Annotated in this window: 16 protein-coding genes; 7 read left to right on the top strand and 9 right to left on the bottom strand. The window is 45.3% G+C overall.

Going from position 1 to position 17,081, the window contains the following annotated elements; all coding sequences use genetic code 11:
* Nucleotides 1–480 precede the first annotated feature (480 nt).
* Complete coding sequence (locus tag J7J01_07300; GenBank protein ID MCD6210678.1) at nucleotides 481–1,743, top strand: NADP-dependent malic enzyme; 1,263 nt, start codon at nucleotides 481–483, stop codon at nucleotides 1,741–1,743.
* 151 nt (nucleotides 1,744–1,894) lie between these two features.
* On the opposite strand, the gene J7J01_07295 is transcribed toward J7J01_07300, so the two are convergent.
* Together J7J01_07295 and J7J01_07290 are read right to left on the bottom strand one after the other, a co-directional pair.
* Nucleotides 1,895–2,254 (bottom strand): hypothetical protein, encoded by a 360-nt coding sequence (locus tag J7J01_07295; protein MCD6210677.1) that lies wholly within the window; start codon nucleotides 2,252–2,254, stop codon nucleotides 1,895–1,897.
* Nucleotides 2,255–2,520: 266 nt separating this feature from the next.
* A complete protein-coding gene (locus J7J01_07290; GenBank protein ID MCD6210676.1) occupies nucleotides 2,521–3,174 on the bottom strand; it encodes an N-glycosylase/DNA lyase in 654 nt (217 codons plus the stop codon).
* A 937-nt stretch (nucleotides 3,175–4,111) separates the two neighbouring features.
* Between J7J01_07290 and J7J01_07285 the strand changes: the two genes are divergently transcribed.
* Nucleotides 4,112–4,735 (top strand): YIP1 family protein, encoded by a 624-nt coding sequence (locus J7J01_07285; protein ID MCD6210675.1) that lies wholly within the window; start codon nucleotides 4,112–4,114, stop codon nucleotides 4,733–4,735.
* A 90-nt stretch (nucleotides 4,736–4,825) separates the two neighbouring features.
* Here the strand turns inward: J7J01_07285 and J7J01_07280 are convergent, their stop codons facing one another.
* Nucleotides 4,826–6,121 carry a DUF2325 domain-containing protein gene (locus J7J01_07280; protein ID MCD6210674.1) on the bottom strand — a complete coding sequence of 432 codons (1,296 nt, stop codon included), beginning with the start codon at nucleotides 6,119–6,121 and terminating at the stop codon, nucleotides 4,826–4,828.
* Between the two features lie 139 nt (nucleotides 6,122–6,260).
* Complete coding sequence (gene cdhB / locus J7J01_07275; protein ID MCD6210673.1) at nucleotides 6,261–6,812, bottom strand: CO dehydrogenase/acetyl-CoA synthase complex subunit epsilon; 552 nt, start codon at nucleotides 6,810–6,812, stop codon at nucleotides 6,261–6,263.
* Nucleotides 6,813–6,882: 70 nt separating this feature from the next.
* On the opposite strand from cdhB, the gene gap reads away from it, so the two are divergent.
* Complete coding sequence (gene gap, locus J7J01_07270) at nucleotides 6,883–7,893, top strand: type I glyceraldehyde-3-phosphate dehydrogenase (GenBank protein ID MCD6210672.1); 1,011 nt, start codon at nucleotides 6,883–6,885, stop codon at nucleotides 7,891–7,893.
* Nucleotides 7,894–7,911: 18 nt separating this feature from the next.
* Entirely contained in the window at nucleotides 7,912–9,126 is a 1,215-nt protein-coding gene (pgk, locus tag J7J01_07265) for a phosphoglycerate kinase (GenBank protein MCD6210671.1), read from the top strand.
* Between the two features lie 25 nt (nucleotides 9,127–9,151).
* Here the strand turns inward: pgk and J7J01_07260 are convergent, their stop codons facing one another.
* A complete protein-coding gene (locus tag J7J01_07260) occupies nucleotides 9,152–9,985 on the bottom strand; it encodes a F420-dependent methylenetetrahydromethanopterin dehydrogenase (GenBank protein MCD6210670.1) in 834 nt (277 codons plus the stop codon).
* 121 nt (nucleotides 9,986–10,106) lie between these two features.
* On the opposite strand from J7J01_07260, the gene J7J01_07255 reads away from it, so the two are divergent.
* From J7J01_07255 to J7J01_07245, 3 genes are read left to right on the top strand one after another with little or no spacing between them, the layout of a single operon-like run.
* Nucleotides 10,107–11,279: a hypothetical protein gene (locus J7J01_07255; protein MCD6210669.1), complete on the top strand. Its 1,173-nt coding sequence runs from the start codon at nucleotides 10,107–10,109 to the stop codon at nucleotides 11,277–11,279.
* A gap of 8 nt (nucleotides 11,280–11,287) precedes the next feature.
* Nucleotides 11,288–12,220: a pyruvate synthase subunit beta gene (locus J7J01_07250; GenBank protein ID MCD6210668.1), complete on the top strand. Its 933-nt coding sequence runs from the start codon at nucleotides 11,288–11,290 to the stop codon at nucleotides 12,218–12,220.
* An 11-nt stretch (nucleotides 12,221–12,231) separates the two neighbouring features.
* Nucleotides 12,232–13,440 (top strand): GMC family oxidoreductase, encoded by a 1,209-nt coding sequence (locus J7J01_07245; protein ID MCD6210667.1) that lies wholly within the window; start codon nucleotides 12,232–12,234, stop codon nucleotides 13,438–13,440.
* On the opposite strand, the gene J7J01_07240 is transcribed toward J7J01_07245, so the two are convergent.
* The 4 genes from J7J01_07240 to J7J01_07225 form a co-directional block, all read right to left on the bottom strand.
* On the bottom strand, nucleotides 13,435–14,175 hold the full coding sequence (locus J7J01_07240) for an ABC transporter permease (protein MCD6210666.1): 741 nt from the start codon (nucleotides 14,173–14,175) through the stop codon (nucleotides 13,435–13,437). The two genes, J7J01_07245 and J7J01_07240, sit on opposite strands and share 6 nt — an antisense overlap.
* On the bottom strand, nucleotides 14,156–15,103 hold the full coding sequence (locus J7J01_07235) for an ATP-binding cassette domain-containing protein (protein ID MCD6210665.1): 948 nt from the start codon (nucleotides 15,101–15,103) through the stop codon (nucleotides 14,156–14,158). Before J7J01_07235 ends, J7J01_07240 begins: the two co-directional genes overlap by 20 nt.
* Nucleotides 15,100–15,375 carry a winged helix-turn-helix transcriptional regulator gene (locus J7J01_07230; GenBank protein ID MCD6210664.1) on the bottom strand — a complete coding sequence of 92 codons (276 nt, stop codon included), beginning with the start codon at nucleotides 15,373–15,375 and terminating at the stop codon, nucleotides 15,100–15,102. The genes J7J01_07235 and J7J01_07230 overlap by 4 nt, the downstream gene beginning before the upstream one ends.
* A 250-nt stretch (nucleotides 15,376–15,625) precedes the next feature.
* The gene (locus J7J01_07225) at nucleotides 15,626–16,891 is read right to left on the bottom strand and encodes an ATP-binding protein (GenBank protein ID MCD6210663.1); all 1,266 of its coding nucleotides are present in this window, start codon (nucleotides 16,889–16,891) and stop codon (nucleotides 15,626–15,628) included.
* Nucleotides 16,892–17,081 lie beyond the last annotated feature (190 nt).

The raw sequence follows: 17,081 nt of genomic DNA, 5'->3' as shown, positions 1-17,081 counted from the left end.
GGAGGTGATATGGAAAAGATGAAGTAAAAGGGAAATAGAAGGGGAAGTATAGTAGCAATTGGCGCAGTGTTTGTGATGGCAATATTGATGACAGCGGCTATAACGCCTGCGATTGCATACGATCCTAAGTCATGCGGATGCGACAGAGAATGGCCTAATTGAAGTTCAAGTAGCGGTGATATATGTTTAGGGGTGTGTCTTGCATGTGTACCAACATGCTCAACGCCGATAAGTTGGCCACTTTGCCTCGGATGCATCTCAGCATGCGGTGGTTCATGCACACTCGCTTATTGTATATGTGTGGACTACTGTTGCGACTTAGGAAACCAATGGTGTTGCGACCACGTATGTCTCCCTAAGAGGTGAAAATAAATGAAAAAAGGATAGAAAGAAAATCAAAAACTTTTATCTTTTTATCTTATAATTTAATTGAGATATTTTTTGTGGCACTTTAATCTGATTTCTAAGGGTGAAAAAGAGATGAACGATCCTGATGCTGATGCACTGGAATATCATGCACGCTATCGAGGCAAAATAGAGATAGGGTTAAAGGCACCGGTTCGGAGTTATAATGATTTCGCGATATGGTATACGCCGGGTGTGGCAAAGCCGAGCATGGCGATAAAGAACAGCCGGGAACGCGTGTACGAGTACACGAACAAGGGTAATTTCGTTGCGATAGTCACGGATGGGACGCGGGTATTGGGGTTAGGAGATGTGGGTGCGGAAGCGGCACTGCCGGTGATGGAAGGTAAAGCAATGCTGTTCAAGTATTTAGGTGGCGTGGATGCGTTCCCTGTTTGTCTGGCGACGAAGGATGCGGACGAGATAATAACAGTGGTGAAAGAGATAGCACCCTCGTTTGGCGGTGTGAATTTAGAGGACATAGAGAGTCCAAAGTGCTATTACATACTGGAGAGATTAAAGGAAGAATTGAATATGCCAGTATGGCATGATGACCAGCAGGGCACTGCACTGGTGATACTTGCGGGATTGATAAACGCGTTGAAGGTGGTGGGTAAGAACCTGAGCGATGTAACGATATCGCTGATAGGTGCAGGAGCTGCAAATATGAACGTTGCCAGATATGTGGGCATGGCAGGTGCGAAATACGGGAATATGATAATGGTGGATAGCAGGGGGATATTGAATTTGGACAGGAAAGACGTTAAGAGCGATAAAAACAAGTGGGAGATGTGCGAGAAGACGAACAAAGAAGGGAGAAGTGGCGGTATAAGAGAGGCAATGCGCGATACTGATGTCTGTATTGCGCTCTCTACACCTGGACCTGGCGTCATAAAGAAGGAATGGGTTGCGGATATGGCAGATAATGCGATTGTATTCACATGTGCGAACCCAGTACCAGAGATAATGCCATGGGAAGCGAAAGAAGCAGGTGCAAGGATTGTTGCTACCGGGCGGTCAGATTTTGAGAATCAGGTAAATAACTCGTTGGGTTTCCCCGCAGTCTTCAGGGGCGCTTTGGATGTACGTGCAACGTGTATAACGGACGAGATGTGCATAGCGGCAGCAGATGCAATAGCGAGCTATGCGGAAGAGAAAGGCATAAGCGAAGATTACATAATTCCAAAGATGGAAGAGCGCGAGATGTATGTGCGTGAGGCGGTGGCAGTGGGTATGAAGGCGATAGAGCAAGGAGTGGCGGAGAAGAAGATGAGCGCGGGGGTACTAGAAGAGGAAGTACGGAAGAGGATATTACTAATTACTAAGACACTGCCGTGATTGTTAACTTGTAGAAATTATTCCAAGTGCTATCCGGTGCTTCATTTTTACATCCAAATGTAAATCTTGTTATATTCTCGTGAACCGGAACTATTTGCTCTGGACGTATTCCGATGCTTATATCATGATTCGCTAGATAAATTTATACTCGTCAGTTTGATGCCCCCTGATGAACTGAAGAAAGGCACAGGTTGCTTCCGTCATCTCTCATCAATAGTATTGCATTTTCGGCTTTAATATTGCCCCAAGCGTCTGTTTCATACTGGTGCATTACATGCCACTCTTTCGCATTGTTCTTTAAATACTGAACACTCTCGGTGCGACTCCAAACTCTACCCAAATACGATTTGTCTGTCATACACCATGCCCACTTTCCAAATATCTGATAACCCGCTCCAACGTCTGAAGATGCTGTACTTATAGTTACATGAGCTGGAGATATCTTCATTTGCATAATAATTAATTCTACACCAGATATCTTGCTTTTACTTAATACTTTTTCTTCCTCCAATATCTCCAGATCAAAATCACAAGCAGGAGTAAAACCACAAACACAATAAAATAAAAAATGCCTATGGGGTGAATAGCAATACTCATAGCGGAGGAGGACACCCCTATCATCAAACTGCCTTCATGCCACAAACTTTTCTTTGTGTCTTTCATTTTTATCCCATCCTATTTTTTATCCTTTCCCTCTTTTGCACTCAGTCCCCGGCGTCTTTCTTCCCTTTATCCCCACACCTTTCGCATTATCTCTCTACTAAATATTTATTGGTGCTATTTGAACACTATTCCCGTCTCTTTATACCATAACACGAAATCCAAGTGCGATAATGGTATATGAATCCGCTCAGAGAAATCTTTCATCTCTCGTTCGAGCTCAAGGTATCTCCGTCTGGACAAACTCGCCGGTATCTCCTCTATCACTCCTAACAACTTCAAATTCTTCAGGATATGTCTATCAAGAATCGCAAGATCGGTTCCCAACCCTATGTTTCGCAGCAGATGGCTCGCCTCTTTATAGCCAAGTCCTTGCACATTGCCAGCCAGCCAATCTCTTGCGCCTCTAACATCATTAAATCCACATAGCCTGTTTTTTAGCCTTAGCTCTCCATCAACCATGAATTTACGCCTTGCCTCTATGATGTATTGTGCTTTGGTGGCTTTAAACCTCACGCCTATCAAGCTATTCGCGATTGATTCGCTATCACCCGTTAATAGCAGATTCTGCTTAGCAAGGTTCTCTACCGCGGTCCAGCAGAGTTCTGCTCTCGATTGTGGTGTGAGCAGGCAGAATACAAGTTCTTTGAATATCTCTTCCTCACTGCCTCTATCCTTCAGCTCTCGGAATTCCTCCAGTCTGGCTATTATCGCGGGTTTGATAGACTCATAGATCGAATATATTTCATCAGAGGCGCTACGACCAATCATATTCTCACGGGTTTTTGATTGTATATAAAGTTAAAGTATGAGTATAATATTTCTTTAGTAAAGCTTTCTTTTTGCTGTACTTCCGAAACTATGGAATTCCGAGCGCACATCGCCTCTTTAAACATGTTAGCGGGCTACCTATAAAAGATTTAAGGGATAAAGGGGGCAATTACGTATTAAATTTAAAAGAGGGTAGAGCCAGGAAGGTGTTGTTTCACTTCGTATACCAAAATGACATAAGAGGTATGATTTTATCCCTATTGACGCATAGAAAACGTTTAAAATGCCGATAGCTCACGCTATTGATGCTCGCGAAATACTACCGTCAAGGACGGATTAGACTTAGGAAGCGGCTAACTGACAGCTGAGTTCTATGACTCTATAATGGCTATTGTATCCTCCAGTGAGTATATTGCACCCTCAGGTATCCTTATTACGCCACTATTACTACGCAATAGTTAGGAAAGCATCGAAAAATAGCATTGCTTTTCTCAGCTATTTTTGGAGGACCAATAATCGTTATAACTATTTTCGGAAGCAGGGGCGTTCGGATTTACTACTGTCTATATAAAAACAATTACTGAATCATGTGTAACCATAAATTCAAAAGTAATTGCTCAATATCAAGTGGTTCTCAAGAGCAAAAATCGAAAATTTTAACCCGTGGTAAGACGTAAAATTAGTTACGGGACGAGAAGCGAAGTCGGAAAAGCCGCATGAGAGAACATGGTATCTATACTCGATACTTGTAAGAAGCAGATGGTCGGTTTCTTTGATTATATCAGCGATACATTTAGCATAGCTCATTTCACGTAATCATCTTTAATATCCGCCTTTTATTGCGTAGATACACCTGATTCTACCTTCACAACAATTATTCGTTCTTGCAGGGAAAGTTTATAAAGATATATAATCTTTTTTGTTTTGGCGACGTAAAATGGTATTAAGTATAGGAGAAAGACTTAGGGGGTTCCTGTTCAGCCCTTCGGAAACTTTTGACAACTCTAAGGACGATACGATTGGTGATGCCTTCAAGTATTTCGTGGTTATTCTGATGATATATGCATTGATCATTTCTGTCCTGGTCGCAGTGGCATTTTCGTGGTTCGCATCAATGTTGGGGATGCTCGGGATTCCTATGATGGCGCTAGGGGCAGCAGTGGGACCTTTGTTCGCAGTGGGCTTTTTTATCCTGATGCTCATGATCGGAATAATCAGTGTTTTCATTGATGGTCTCTGGCTTCACATCTGGGTATATCTCTTTGGTGGGAGAGAAGGAGTGGAAGAGACACTAAAGGCGGTGATGTATGGGGCAACGCCGGGGTGTTTATTCGGCTGGATCCCCTTAGTGGGACTAATATGGGCGGTTATTGTGGAGATTATAGGTGTACGGCAACTTCATGGGCTATCCACTGAAAAAGCAGTTCTTGCCGTGATTATTGCAATAGCTATTCCATTAATCATATACGCAGTTATAATCGCAGCGTTTATGGCGACGATGCCGGGACCAGGATTGGGACCTGGACCGGGTTTGGGACCGGGACACATGATCAGACCATGAATAGAATAGGAGGCTTTTGCTTCTCATATTATTTTTTCCCCTTTTCATGAAGTTGTTTTTGAAGCGTAAATGTCATATTCTCATCTCATCCTATTCACCGTATGTTTTTTTTCCATACCCGGGCTCAAAGCCACTCAGCACCTTCTTGAGCGCGCTCAAGCCAGAACTGCGAAGGAAATAGCATGGTTTATTTCGCATTTTGCATGCCTCTTTCACCATTCGACATGCATTGTGGCTGTTTATGTCAACCGGGCAAAATATAACATCGTTCTTCTCCACAATCCCTTCTATCTCCTTCTTACCACGCATACAATGCCCACCGTGATAACAGAATAGGCAGCCAAAAGACTCCGCTATCTCATTATAGCATAACTTCAGCGATTCCACACCTCCAATATAAGCAACACGGAGACCTCTAAGCTCGTTGTTCTTCTCCGCGTTGGTGTTAGCGTTAGCGTTGGCGTTGCATTCGCTACAATCCCAGGTGTGAGTGCGCTCCTCCTGCTCTACGTTCCTCCGCTCCGCTTTGAAGCTGAAGTGGCATGCCGATTTCTTTAGCAATTCCGCATTCTCCTTGCTCAACCTCCTTAGCTCCTTTCTCAAAAACGAGAGTTCTTTCTTAGTCTCTTCAACCTCTCTATCTGTGGCTTCTCCTTCTGCTTCCCTCAATCTCGCCCGTAATTGCTCATTCATCCGCCTCAGCTCCTCCAGCTCGTGCACAAGCTGCGTCTTCTCTGCTCTTATCTTTTCACGTTCCGCAATCAACTCATCCCTCTTTTGCTCCAGCCGCTCACATCTACGTCGCAGTTTCTCTCGTGCTTCCAATGCCGCAAACAGTTCTTTCGTTACCAACTCTGACTTGCCACCCGACCTGCGTGACAGTTCATCATAAAATCGCAATGCCTGGTGCTCTTTCAGATGAAGAGCACTTGCTATTCTTGATTCTATCTCTTTACCGCTGTTACCATCGTCTCCATTACTATTACTATCACTATTACCATCAGCATTACGTACCGCAAACCATATAAGGGCAGATAGAGGAACCCCTTTCAGGTTATTGTTATTGTTATCGTTATCCATTTTGCCATCCTCATCTCCATCCCCTTCTATAATCCTGCATATCGCTTCACTATCCAACCGCGCAACTTCTTTATAGGGTGCAAATCGCTTCTCCAATAACCGTTCCAATCGCCTGGCATGCTGGCTCTGCATCCTGCACAGCTGGATGAGCTGTTGATGCATCTCGTATGCACCCATGCTACTATTATGTTCAAGTTTCAAATCCTTATACAGCCCTTTCAGCACATCACCATTGTAAGTCAGCCCCAGGATTCTACAAACAGTGAAATGCTGCAGTTCCCATATCCGCCGCTTCTTCTCTACCATTTCTAACGCCTCCTCCCCCCTTATCCTTAGGTTGCCCTAAAGGTTGGAATTTAGGTACATAAATAATATCCCCTAAAAAGGTTCGGTTTTGGTAAAAAAGCCTAAAAATCAACTGATTTATCTATCTCTATCCGGCTATTTATCTACTTATACTATTCACCACTCGCTTTAACAGCGCTTTGTATTCCTCCTCCCTGTTTGGCGGGATATTCCTGAAGCTCATCCGCGCATGTGGATGATAATATCTATCAATGGATACCGTGCGAATCAGTGGCTCAATAGCAAAGTTCTTTATGCATGAGAGCATCTGTGATGCATAGTAATACACAATACCAAAGAATATAACCACATCATAATTGCCCTGTCCATCCAGACCGCGCCAGTTTGGGTCCCTTAGACAATTGGTGAGTTCATGCAGGTTGTAATATCTAACACTAACACCAACACCATCACCACCATCATACCCGCGCTCCACAAGCCCCCTTATGCTGTGTCCCGTTGCCGCAATTGGTATCCCCTTTTTGCTTATTTCTATCGCTATCTGTATAAAGAACTCATCACGTAGTATCTCTGAACCAACCACAAGTAGAGGTCTCTTCGCTCTCGATATATAGCGTCCTGCCACTTCTGGTGATACAACTTCCCCCGTATCAGGACCGGGGATATTCGCTACATCAAATGCTATCTCCATCTCTACCATTTAAATGAAACATTGAATTAAAAAATAAAAATATTTTAATAAATAGCTGGAATAAAGTTATATGATAAAAGTAGCGATAAATGGTTGGGGCAGAATAGGCAGGATAGTATTTAGAGCCGCATTAAAAAATGATGCAGATATAGATTTCGTGGCAATAAATAGCCATGCTGGAGAGGCGAGCTGGATGGCACATCTGTTAAAGTATGATTCTGTACATGGCGTCTGCGACTGCGATATAAAGACGGAGAAGGACAGACTGATAGTGAACGGTAAAGAGATACCGATATTCGCGGAGACAGAGCCTGATAAATTACCATGGAGCAAGTTGGATGTGGATGTCGTGGTGGAATCAACGGGTAAGTTCAGAAGCCGTGAAGACGCATCAAAGCATATCGCCGCTGGCTGCAAGAAGGTTATAATAACCGCACCTGCGAAAGACCCTGATGTGACTGTAGTGCCCGGAGTCAATGACGAGATGTATGACCCTGCATCACATAATATCATATCCCTTGCCAGTTGCACCACCAATTGCCTGGCGCCAGTAGCGAAGGTGCTGGAAGATGAGTTTAGGATAACAAAAGCGTTCATGACTACCGTTCACTCATATACAAGCGATCAAAGATTGCTTGATGGGCGACATCGTGATTTGAGACGGGCTCGTTCGGCTGCAATGTCAATAGTGCCGACGACGACCGGTGCAGCAGCGGCGATAGGAGTGGTAATGCCCTCTCTTGCAGGGAAGATGGATGGCATATCGCTGCGTGTGCCCACTTTTGATGCTTCTATTGTTGACCTTGTGGCTGAGGTTGGACGAGAAGTGAGCCCGGACGTGGTGAATCAAGCCTTTGAAACGGCGTCAAAGGGCTCTCTAAAAGGTATCCTTAGTATCACTTACGAGCCTCTTGTATCCGTGGATTACATCGGTACGAATTATTCTGCGGTTGTTGATGCGGGTTACACGAATGTGCGTGGCGGTAACCTGGTGAAGGTACTCGCCTGGTATGACAACGAGTGGGGGTATTCATGCAGAGTGGTGGACATGCTGAAGCAGATAGAAGATAAGGGGTGCTAATAGAAAGGGGGCAAAGTAATGAATGAGGATTTAAAAGAGTTCCTGACCATTGACGATCTCGATGTGGAAGATAAGACGATCCTCTTCAGGGCTGATATAAACACGGTGGTTGTAGACGGGAAAGTGCAGATGAAGGAGCGAATAGAGGAGAATGCAAAGACAATCCGTGAACTTTCAGCAAAAAAAGCGAAGATTGTTATTCTCGCACATCAAGGTCGTGTAGGAGGTGCGGATTTCCTACCTCTGGAGCAGCATGCGGAATTACTGAGGAACTTCGTAGATCTGAGGTATATTGATGATATAATGGGACCTGCGGCGCGCGATGCAATAAGAAAGCTCTGCGATGGTGAAGTTCTACTATTAGATAATGTGAGACTACTTGCGGAAGAGACGCTTCAGAGGACGCCGGAGGAGCATGCAAAGTCAATATTCGTGCAGAAGCTCGCGCCACTCGCAGATATCTACATAAATGATGCTTTCTCTGTAGCACACAGGTCGCATGCATCGGTGGTTGGCTTCCCGAAGGTGCTGGAATCAGGTATAGGGCGATTAATGGAGCGTGAGTTGAGAGCACTGCGAAGAGCAGTCCATAGTATAAAGAGACCTTGCATCTATGTTCTCGGTGGCGTGAAGTCCGAGGAGGTATTTGAGGTCATGGAACACACATTGAAGCGAGGTAAAGTAAATGAGATACTCACCGCAGGCGCGCTTGGTACTTTATTCCTGTATGCACGCGGTATAATTGAACCGAGCGAAGAGGATAAGAGGAACAGGAACTTCATGGAGAACCTGGCAAGGGCGAAGCGGATTCTGGAGCTCGGGGGAGATAGGATAAAGTGCCCGAAGGATGTTGCAGTGGAGGTGAATGGTAAGAGGAAAGAGATACCTGCTAATTCTGTAAAGCCAAAGCAGAACGTGTACGATATAGGCGAGAAGACGGTGAAAGAGTATGCGGAGGAGATAAAAGGAGCGAAGACGGTGATAATGAAAGGACCAGCAGGCTGGTACGAGCGTGAGGCATTCAGAAAGGGTACGGAGGAGTTATTGCGTGCGCTCTCTTCCTCTGATGCTTTCTCGCTCATCGGCGGCGGGCATACCTCAGCTGCTATGAGTACTCTTGGAATAGACAAACAAAAGTTACCACACGCTCACGTCAGCCTTGCAGGTGGTGCATTCTTACGCTATCTACTGGAGAAGAATCTGCCAGGGATAGAAGTACTGAAGATGAGGTGAAGAGATATTGAATGCCGGAGGTGAATTACGCACCCGGCTTCTCTAATAGTTTCTCCTTCGCCCTTAGCTCTCCACTTCTCGAATGCGGCTCACGAACCAATCTATCTGCCTGTTTCTCCATCTCCCTTGCTTCAAAAGCGAGTTTCGACGCTTCTCGGAGTAATTCATGGGCCGCCGCCACCATTGGTATATAATCCATGGGGTCCTTCATCACAAAACAACCGCGTGCATCCATCTCCGCTACACGTTCCAGCATATTATAAGCGGCAATTGCCTTCGCCTTTGCATACGGATTCGAGAACTTAGCCCGCTCTACTGCTTTCTCCGCTGTCACTATCATCTGTGGTAATTCCACCTCCTTATCCTTACCAGCCTTTAGCGCTTCTATAACTCTGTCAATCTCTTCCTGCAGCAATCTCATAACACCCGTGACAGATAGAACCGAAAGGGCGTCTGAATTGAAGATGCTCATCTCGACAGGGTCTAAAAACTCCCGCCTTGCCCCTATCATCGGATCACCTGGTATTATCAGATACCCAAAACCATTCTCCTTCAGCTCATTCGTAGCCTTCTTCGCTGGACCGTCGGAGATGACAATACAAGGTTTGCCACGCTCTCTTACCATATTACGTGCGCGCTTGGGACCAGGGAGAGCAGCGTTTGGACTTATCACCACCACCATATCAGGGTCCCAATCGAGTAGTCGCGCGGTATCAGCTGCTACTTCTGGCGTCATCTTTGCACCTGTGCCCAGCACTCGAACGTCTATATCCTCTCTATCTGCTCGCTCGTCCAGCAACAGGTCCACCATCCTTGAAGTAGCTATATTCCCCAACTTCACAAATCCTATCTTTATCATCTGTGATCACTTTTTAATGTTGCTGCTGTGCTATAAAAAAACTTGCTATTTATATCACCATAAATGGTTCAAGGTTATCGAAAGTATTTTTAGCCGTGATCCGATTTATGAATAGATAGAGATGATAAGGAGAGTGGGTTTGGAGGGTTCCTTCGCGGTTGCTGAGGCGGTTCGAATGGCAAACGCAGACGTCATAGCTGCCTATCCTATCACACCACAGACTCATATCGTTGAACGATTGGCAGAGATGATCGCAGAAGGAGAGCTGGACGCGGAGTTTATCTGTGTTGAGAGTGAACATTCGGCGATGAGCGCATGTGTGGGTGCTTCTGCAGCAGGTGCGCGCGTTTTTACCTGCTCGGCAGGTCAGGGCTTAGAATTGATGCATGAAGTGCTCTACATACCATCTTCAATGCGATTGCCCGTGGTTGCTGTTGCAGCTAACAGGGCACTGTCTGCCCCGCTATCTGTCTGGTGCGACCATTCGGATGCAATGTCACTCAGGGATACAGGGTGGATACAGATGTTTGCAGAGAACAATCAGCAGGCATTTGACCTCACTGTCTGTGCTTTTCGTATAGCCGAAGGTGTTCTGTTTCCTGCAATGGTTCATATTGATGGCTTCTTCCTTTCGCATGTGATTGAAGATATGGAGTTACCTGCTGATGAGGCGGTCAGGGATTTCATACCTGATTATGAGCATCCTTTTGTTTTAGACCCGGACAATCCTGTGAGTATGGGCTGCTATGCCCCTCCCTTTATATACCCGGAGACGAAGAAGGCGCAGGAAGTGGCATTTGAGCAGACGAAATCGGAGATAATAGATGTATGGAATGACTTTGGGCGTGCTTTCGGACGTCATTATTCGCCTGTGGAGCTGTATCGTATGGAAGACGCACGAATTGCACTCTTGACAATGGGTAGTGCCAGTGAGACGGCGATGATAGCTGTGGATGAGATGCGAGAAGAAGGGGAGGCTGTAGGGCTCATAAGACTGCGCCTGTGGCGTCCTTTTCCATTTACTGAGCTCAGGGATGCAGTAAAGAACGTTGAGCTTATTGTCGTTCTGGACAGAGCGGTATCATTTGGTATGGGCGGTCCTGTCTGTTCAGAGGTAAGATCCACGTTATACCAGATGGAGAATAAGCCGCACATCATTGGCTTCATTGGTGGGCTTGGTGGCAGAGATATCTCGATTGAGGAATTTAAATACATGGTAAAGCGAGCACAGGAACGTGCGAAAAAGAGAGAGGAGGAAATAGAGAAGACCGAGTTGTTTGGGATACGGGAGTAAAAAAAGATATGGATAAAGAAGATTTGTTTATACCACGATTGGTAACGACAGAAGAGATCTTCGCACCCGGGCATCGTGCCTGTATAGGCTGTGGTGAAGCACTTGCTGTCCGACTCGTGTGTAAGGCACTGGGCAAGAACGTGATCATCGTTAATGCAACGGGATGTGTAGAGATTATCTCGTCACTGCTGCCCAAGACTTCCTGGCGTGTTCCATGGATACATACCATATTTGAGAATGTAGGGGCTGTGGTCTCAGGCATAGAAGCTGCATACAAAGCGCGTATTCGAAAGGGCAGGATATCACCGAAGGATGTTAAATTCGTCGGCTTCGCGGGCGATGGTGGCACCTCTGATATCGGCTTACAGGCATTGTCGGGTGCGATGGAACGAGGTCATAATTTCCTTTATGTCTGCTTCGATAACGAGGCGTATATGAATACCGGGATACAGCGGTCTTCTGCTACACCTTACGGTGCATGGACTACCACCGCACCGGTGGGGGAGAAGCAGCCTCTGGGTCAGATGACATGGAAGAAGAATATGCCAGAAATCGCAGTTGCACACCGGATACCGTATGTAGCAACAGCATGCCCTTCCTATCCGCTGGATTTGATGGATAAAGTGCGCAGGGGTTCGGATATAGAAGGACCTGCTTATATTCATATATTATCGCCCTGCCCCACAGGATGGCGAGCTTCTCCGAATCTGACAGTGGAACTGGGGCGTCTAGCGGTAGAGACCGGTATCTTCCCGCTTTATGAGGTGATTGATGGGGAATACCGGCTGAGTTTCGAGCTATCAGAGCTGAAGCCGGTACGTGAGTATATAAAAAAACAGGGCAGGTTCAGGCATCTCTCTGATGATACAATAGAGAGAATACAGGCGCGTATAGAGGAGGATTATACGAGATTAAAGAGCAAAGCGGAAACGGGACTGTAACGGTAACGGTAATGGTAATAGTTGTAGGTTCCGGCGCAGGAGGTGCAACAGTAGCGAAAGAACTGACTGCTAAGCATATACCTGTGAAATTGATCGAGCGGGGACCGGAGATAGAGGAGAATGGCGCTTTCAGATACTACACCGCTAATAATACCGAATCGGAAGTGAAAGTTCTGCGAGCGATATGTTTGGGTGGCAGCACAACGGTATCAGCCGGTAACGGCGTGAGATGCCTAGAAACGGAATTGAGAGAAGCAGGTATTGATTTAAAATCGGAATTTGAGTCTGTGGAACGTGAACTCGGTGTCTCTGTTCTACCTGATGCTTTATTTGGTGAAGGAACAAAGCGGATTATGGAAGCTGCGGAGCGTCTCGGCTTCAAGATGGAGAAAATGCCGAAGTTTATAGACGCAGATAGATGCAAACCCGATGGTAGATGTGTATTCGGGTGCTCGGAGGGTGCTAAATGGACCGCATTGAGATTTGTGCATGAGGCACAGAGCGAGGGTGCGGAGATAATTACGAATACACCTGTAGATGAGGTGGTGGTGAAGAGCGGGAAAGTGAAAGGTGTCAGGTGTGGGAACCGGATATTCTCAGATGATACAGTTGTTCTTTCCGCTGGCGCTATTGATACGCCGTTGTTATTGGAAAAACTCGGACTCACCACCTCCTCACGATCTCTATTCGTTGACACTTTTATAACAATCGGGGGTATCCTCAAAGGTATAGGACTCAACAGGGAAGTGCCAATGAATGGATACCTGAGATTGGAGGGTTTCATGCTCGCACCGCATTTCTCGAAGCATCTTGTGGAAGCGCTGGCGATGAGAGGCATAAAAGCTTCTCACGCGGACATCATCGGTATAATGGTGAAGATAAAGGATGAAGAGAAGGGGGTTGTTAATGTGGGTGAAGGTGCGGGTGTGAGCAAGGGTGTAACAGGTCGTGATGCAGCGAAATTATCAGAAGGAGCTTCTATTGCCGGTTCGATACTGGAGGCTGCAGGTGTTGATCCCCGAACCTTCGTCGCCACACCGCTAAGAGGTGCGCATCTGGGAGGGACTGCGAGGATTGGAATTGCAGTAGATGGAAAACTGGCAACAGAGGTAGATGGGTTATATGTGGTAGATGCGTCGGTCCTTCCAGCATCACCCGGTGCACCTCCTATACTGACAATCGTGGCACTTGCTAAGTATCTCTCAAAACGGCTCTCATAGTCGCCTTATAAGTGCACGTTCGTGGAACTTTATGGAAAGCATCAGGAAGATAACGGCAGAGACGATAAGCAGTGTGAAGTCCAGGTATAGCGGGTAGTAAGAGTAACCACTGATAGAGAATCGTGCGATGTCGGTGAAGTATGTGAGCGGAGATAATGATGCGATAGCCACACCCCACTGCGGAAGGGCTTCAATCGGGATGAATACCCCACTTATAAAGATGAGCGGGAACTTCACCAGTGTTGATAGCATCATGACGTTAGATACAAGGTCTGTCGGTATAGTGGAGAACAGGAGTCCGAGGGAAGAGAAAGAAAACGCACCTATGACTATTGCTATACTCAGAATGACCGGCGCCCTGACGCAAACGCCGAACGCAAGACCTATGATAACCGGAACGATGGATATGACGACCCCAAATAAGAACGATGCGAGTATATCCCCAAATATCATTGTCCTGACGGTCAGGGGGCATGAGACAAGCCTTTCGAGTGTCTTCATCTGTGTCTCCCATGGTGCAATCACGGGTGATACAGAGGTGGAAGTGAAGAATAGGGTCATTGCAATAAGTCCTGGTATAAGGAACTCAGGTGATAGTTTCCTATCTATACAAAATGCTAAGAATAGGAATAGCGGGAATAAAATCCCGAATATCACAACCGGACCTTTCAGGTAGTACATCTGGATGTCCTTTTTTGTTATAGCCCATGCTTTTCTAAGTTGTGTTATCATCATGTAAACCTCCTTCTCCTTCTCCTTCTCCTTCGCCTGTGAGTCTCAAAAATATGTCCTCCATGGTTGGAAAACATACATTCATGCTCACTATCTTCAATCCACTATGCAATGCGAAATCAACAAGTGAGCATATCGTATCGTGTGGTTCGGTCGTGTATAGCCTGTATCCATTCCTTACACGCATTGCATCCGGGAATACAACCAACTTAGCATCCCTGTTGAATACAACGTCAACTGCGAGCGCGCCTCCTATCCGCTGCCTCAAGTTGTCTGGACTATCAATCGTCACAATCTTACCGCGGTTTATGATCCCAATTCGCTCACAGAGCTGGTTCACTTCCCCCATGTTGTGGGACGTGAGGAAGACCGTCTTCCCTGCCTTCGACAGTTCAATAATCTTCTCCCTTATCAGCCTCGCACTCATGACATCGAGACCCGAGGTTGGTTCATCAAGAAATAGCAATTCCGGGTCGCTCACAAGTGCCATTGATAGCATAAGCCGCTGTTTCATACCCTTCGATAGCGTCTTTACCTTGCTATCTCGCCTCTCATAGATACCAAACTCCTTAAGAAGCTCTGCTGTCCGTATCTCCGCCTCTCGTTTCCCAATTCCGTAGAGCGATGCGATGAGCATCATATTCTTCCATGCAGAAAGATCTGGATATGCATTTGCTGCCTCTGGCACAACGCCAATCAACTCCCTTGCCTTCAGCGTCTCAGCCACAACATCAAACCCCATAACGCTCGCATTCCCTCCATCTGGCTTTATCACACCGGTTAGCATCCGCACTGTTGTGGTCTTCCCTGCGCCATTTGGACCGAGGAAGCCGAATATTTCACCCCTATGCACAGTAAAGGAGATACAATCAACTGCCTTGAGCCCATTAAAAGTCTTCTCAAGCGCTTTAACTATTATAGCTTCATTCATTCATCCATACCTCCATCAAGCAGGTCAATCACTATCTGCCGGGACTTGAGCTTCCATAGCTTCTCTGGTGCTCCACCACCTTCATCTAAGTAGCCAGCAACCTCGAGTATCCCCGCCTTCTTGAGCTCTGAGAGGTGATAATACAGACACGATGTGTTTATCCCCCCTCTGCTACCGAAATAACGTTGTATCTCCTTTGTGCTTCGTGTATCCTCACCAATATACTCGATGATTCTCCATCTGGTGGGGCAGTGAAGCGCTTTCAAGAGCATCCTAAACCGCGCTCCTCTCCATTCCCCTTTTATCCCTTTTATATGACCATTATCACACATGACTTGCTTCGATCCATTGTTATAACATTATAATAATATATTAAAATATTCGAGTGATATACTTGAGTTAATAGAGGGCGCTATATTGACGGGCGGAGGAAGAGAAGAGGACGAATAGATGCCGTTTCCTAAGGTATTTCTCTGTTCCTGCCGTGGAATTCTATTTTTTGCATGACGGACAAAATCTACTCTATTGCTCTATCAACCACTTCCACAGTTGTGTTACTTTTATCTTCTTATTCCCCTCCTTTAAGTCCTCTTCTTGATCCCACGTTATCATCAGCAGATTTTTGCAGTTCAGCTCTCTGCTTGCCTTCAATAAACTGCGTATTTTCCTTTTTTTGTTCTCTGGCGTTAATGCGTAAATTACCTGAATCAGTTGATTTATTTGGGTCCCCTCTTTTATTATAAAATCTACCTCTCTCTCTTGATAGTCTTTCCAGTAGAATACTTCCAGTAACGGATTACTGTTCGTCTTTCTCTGTAATTCTAAAAAGACTATATTTTCTATCAATTTCCCCTTATTTTCAGAATGTCTCAGTGTTTTTGTTAAGCCTGTATCACAGAGGTATATCTTTTTGGGGTAGGATTCTCTCAAGTGTGGCTTTTCCGAGTACTTTCGCAAGAAGAAGAAAAATGCGGTATCTTCCAGCTTTGATAAGTAATCATAAACAGTATTTTTTGAAACTCGCACACCCATGCTTTTAACCCTGTTAAACAGGGCATTTACAGAGATCTCGTTTGTAAAATTGCGAATGGTGAAGGAATGCAGAACCCTTGCAAGTTCGACGTTCTTTATCTGGTGCTTTTCGATAAAATCCTTGAACAGGATTAATTCAGCATACTCTTTCAGAATTTTTACCTTCTCTTTACTCAAAACAACTTCGGGAAATCCACCAAATTCCATGTATTCCTGCAAATAATGTTTTATTCTCGCAGACGCATCTCTGCTCATATATTTCTCTATCTTCAATCCTTTTGCCTTTGAAAATTCTCTAAAACTGAATGGAAGCAGGAGATAGGAGAGCGTTCTCCCTCTGAGCTGTGTGGCAATCTCTTTGCTCAGAAGTTTTGAGGATGAACCTGTAAGGAAGGTTCTATACCTTTTCAGGTCATGAAGTTCTCGCACGACAATTTCCCAGTTCTTTACGTTCTGTATTTCATCCAGGAGGAGAGCCCCCGGCTCTTTTCCGTAGATTTCGATATAAGTTCTTATTATATCCCTCAACTCAGTATGTTTTACACCGTAAAGTCTGGAGTCTTCAAAATTTAAGTAAATATAATCGCTCATTTCCCTATAAAGCTGAAATAAATAGTAAGTCTTTCCCGCTCTTCTCGGACCAATTATCGATATGACAAAACTGGAATCTAACGGAACAGATAGCTCTCGCTCCATGAGTGCGAGTTTGAAATTTTCGTACTCTTTCAGGTAGTCAACTATATCTTCTTTTTCCATGTGTGTTTATTGCATTTAGGGAAACTTTTTACATAATTTTTCCCTCTCGAGAATACAGTTACGCGTATCATATATAAACGGAAATGAAATCACCATAGAATGCAGCGATGAAGAAACTGGCAGTGAGATACATAAATTTCCCGGTTATCTGCACCTTTCTCGCTTCCATTTTTATACTTTCACCATCACT

It is taken from the genome of Methanophagales archaeon (genome assembly GCA_021159465.1).
Lineage (GTDB): Archaea > Halobacteriota > Syntropharchaeia > Alkanophagales > Methanospirareceae > G60ANME1.
Note: the sequence above shows the minus strand (reverse complement) of the source record. Positions and strands in the feature narration are given on the sequence as shown.

Coding starts and splice junctions, on each gene's coding strand:
- J7J01_07300 (MCD6210678.1), top strand. CDS start 481: ATGAACGATCCTGATGCTGATGCACTGGAATATCATGCACGCTATCGA.
- J7J01_07290 (MCD6210676.1), bottom strand. CDS start 3,174: ATGATTGGTCGTAGCGCCTCTGATGAAATATATTCGATCTATGAGTCT.
- J7J01_07285 (MCD6210675.1), top strand. CDS start 4,112: ATGGTATTAAGTATAGGAGAAAGACTTAGGGGGTTCCTGTTCAGCCCT.
- J7J01_07280 (MCD6210674.1), bottom strand. CDS start 6,121: ATGGTAGAGAAGAAGCGGCGGATATGGGAACTGCAGCATTTCACTGTT.
- cdhB (MCD6210673.1), bottom strand. CDS start 6,812: ATGGAGATAGCATTTGATGTAGCGAATATCCCCGGTCCTGATACGGGG.
- gap (MCD6210672.1), top strand. CDS start 6,883: ATGATAAAAGTAGCGATAAATGGTTGGGGCAGAATAGGCAGGATAGTA.
- pgk (MCD6210671.1), top strand. CDS start 7,912: ATGAATGAGGATTTAAAAGAGTTCCTGACCATTGACGATCTCGATGTG.
- J7J01_07260 (MCD6210670.1), bottom strand. CDS start 9,985: ATGATAAAGATAGGATTTGTGAAGTTGGGGAATATAGCTACTTCAAGG.
- J7J01_07255 (MCD6210669.1), top strand. CDS start 10,107: ATGATAAGGAGAGTGGGTTTGGAGGGTTCCTTCGCGGTTGCTGAGGCG.
- J7J01_07250 (MCD6210668.1), top strand. CDS start 11,288: ATGGATAAAGAAGATTTGTTTATACCACGATTGGTAACGACAGAAGAG.
- J7J01_07245 (MCD6210667.1), top strand. CDS start 12,232: ATGGTAATAGTTGTAGGTTCCGGCGCAGGAGGTGCAACAGTAGCGAAA.
- J7J01_07240 (MCD6210666.1), bottom strand. CDS start 14,175: ATGATGATAACACAACTTAGAAAAGCATGGGCTATAACAAAAAAGGAC.
- J7J01_07235 (MCD6210665.1), bottom strand. CDS start 15,103: ATGAATGAAGCTATAATAGTTAAAGCGCTTGAGAAGACTTTTAATGGG.
- J7J01_07230 (MCD6210664.1), bottom strand. CDS start 15,375: ATGCTCTTGAAAGCGCTTCACTGCCCCACCAGATGGAGAATCATCGAG.
- J7J01_07225 (MCD6210663.1), bottom strand. CDS start 16,891: ATGGAAAAAGAAGATATAGTTGACTACCTGAAAGAGTACGAAAATTTC.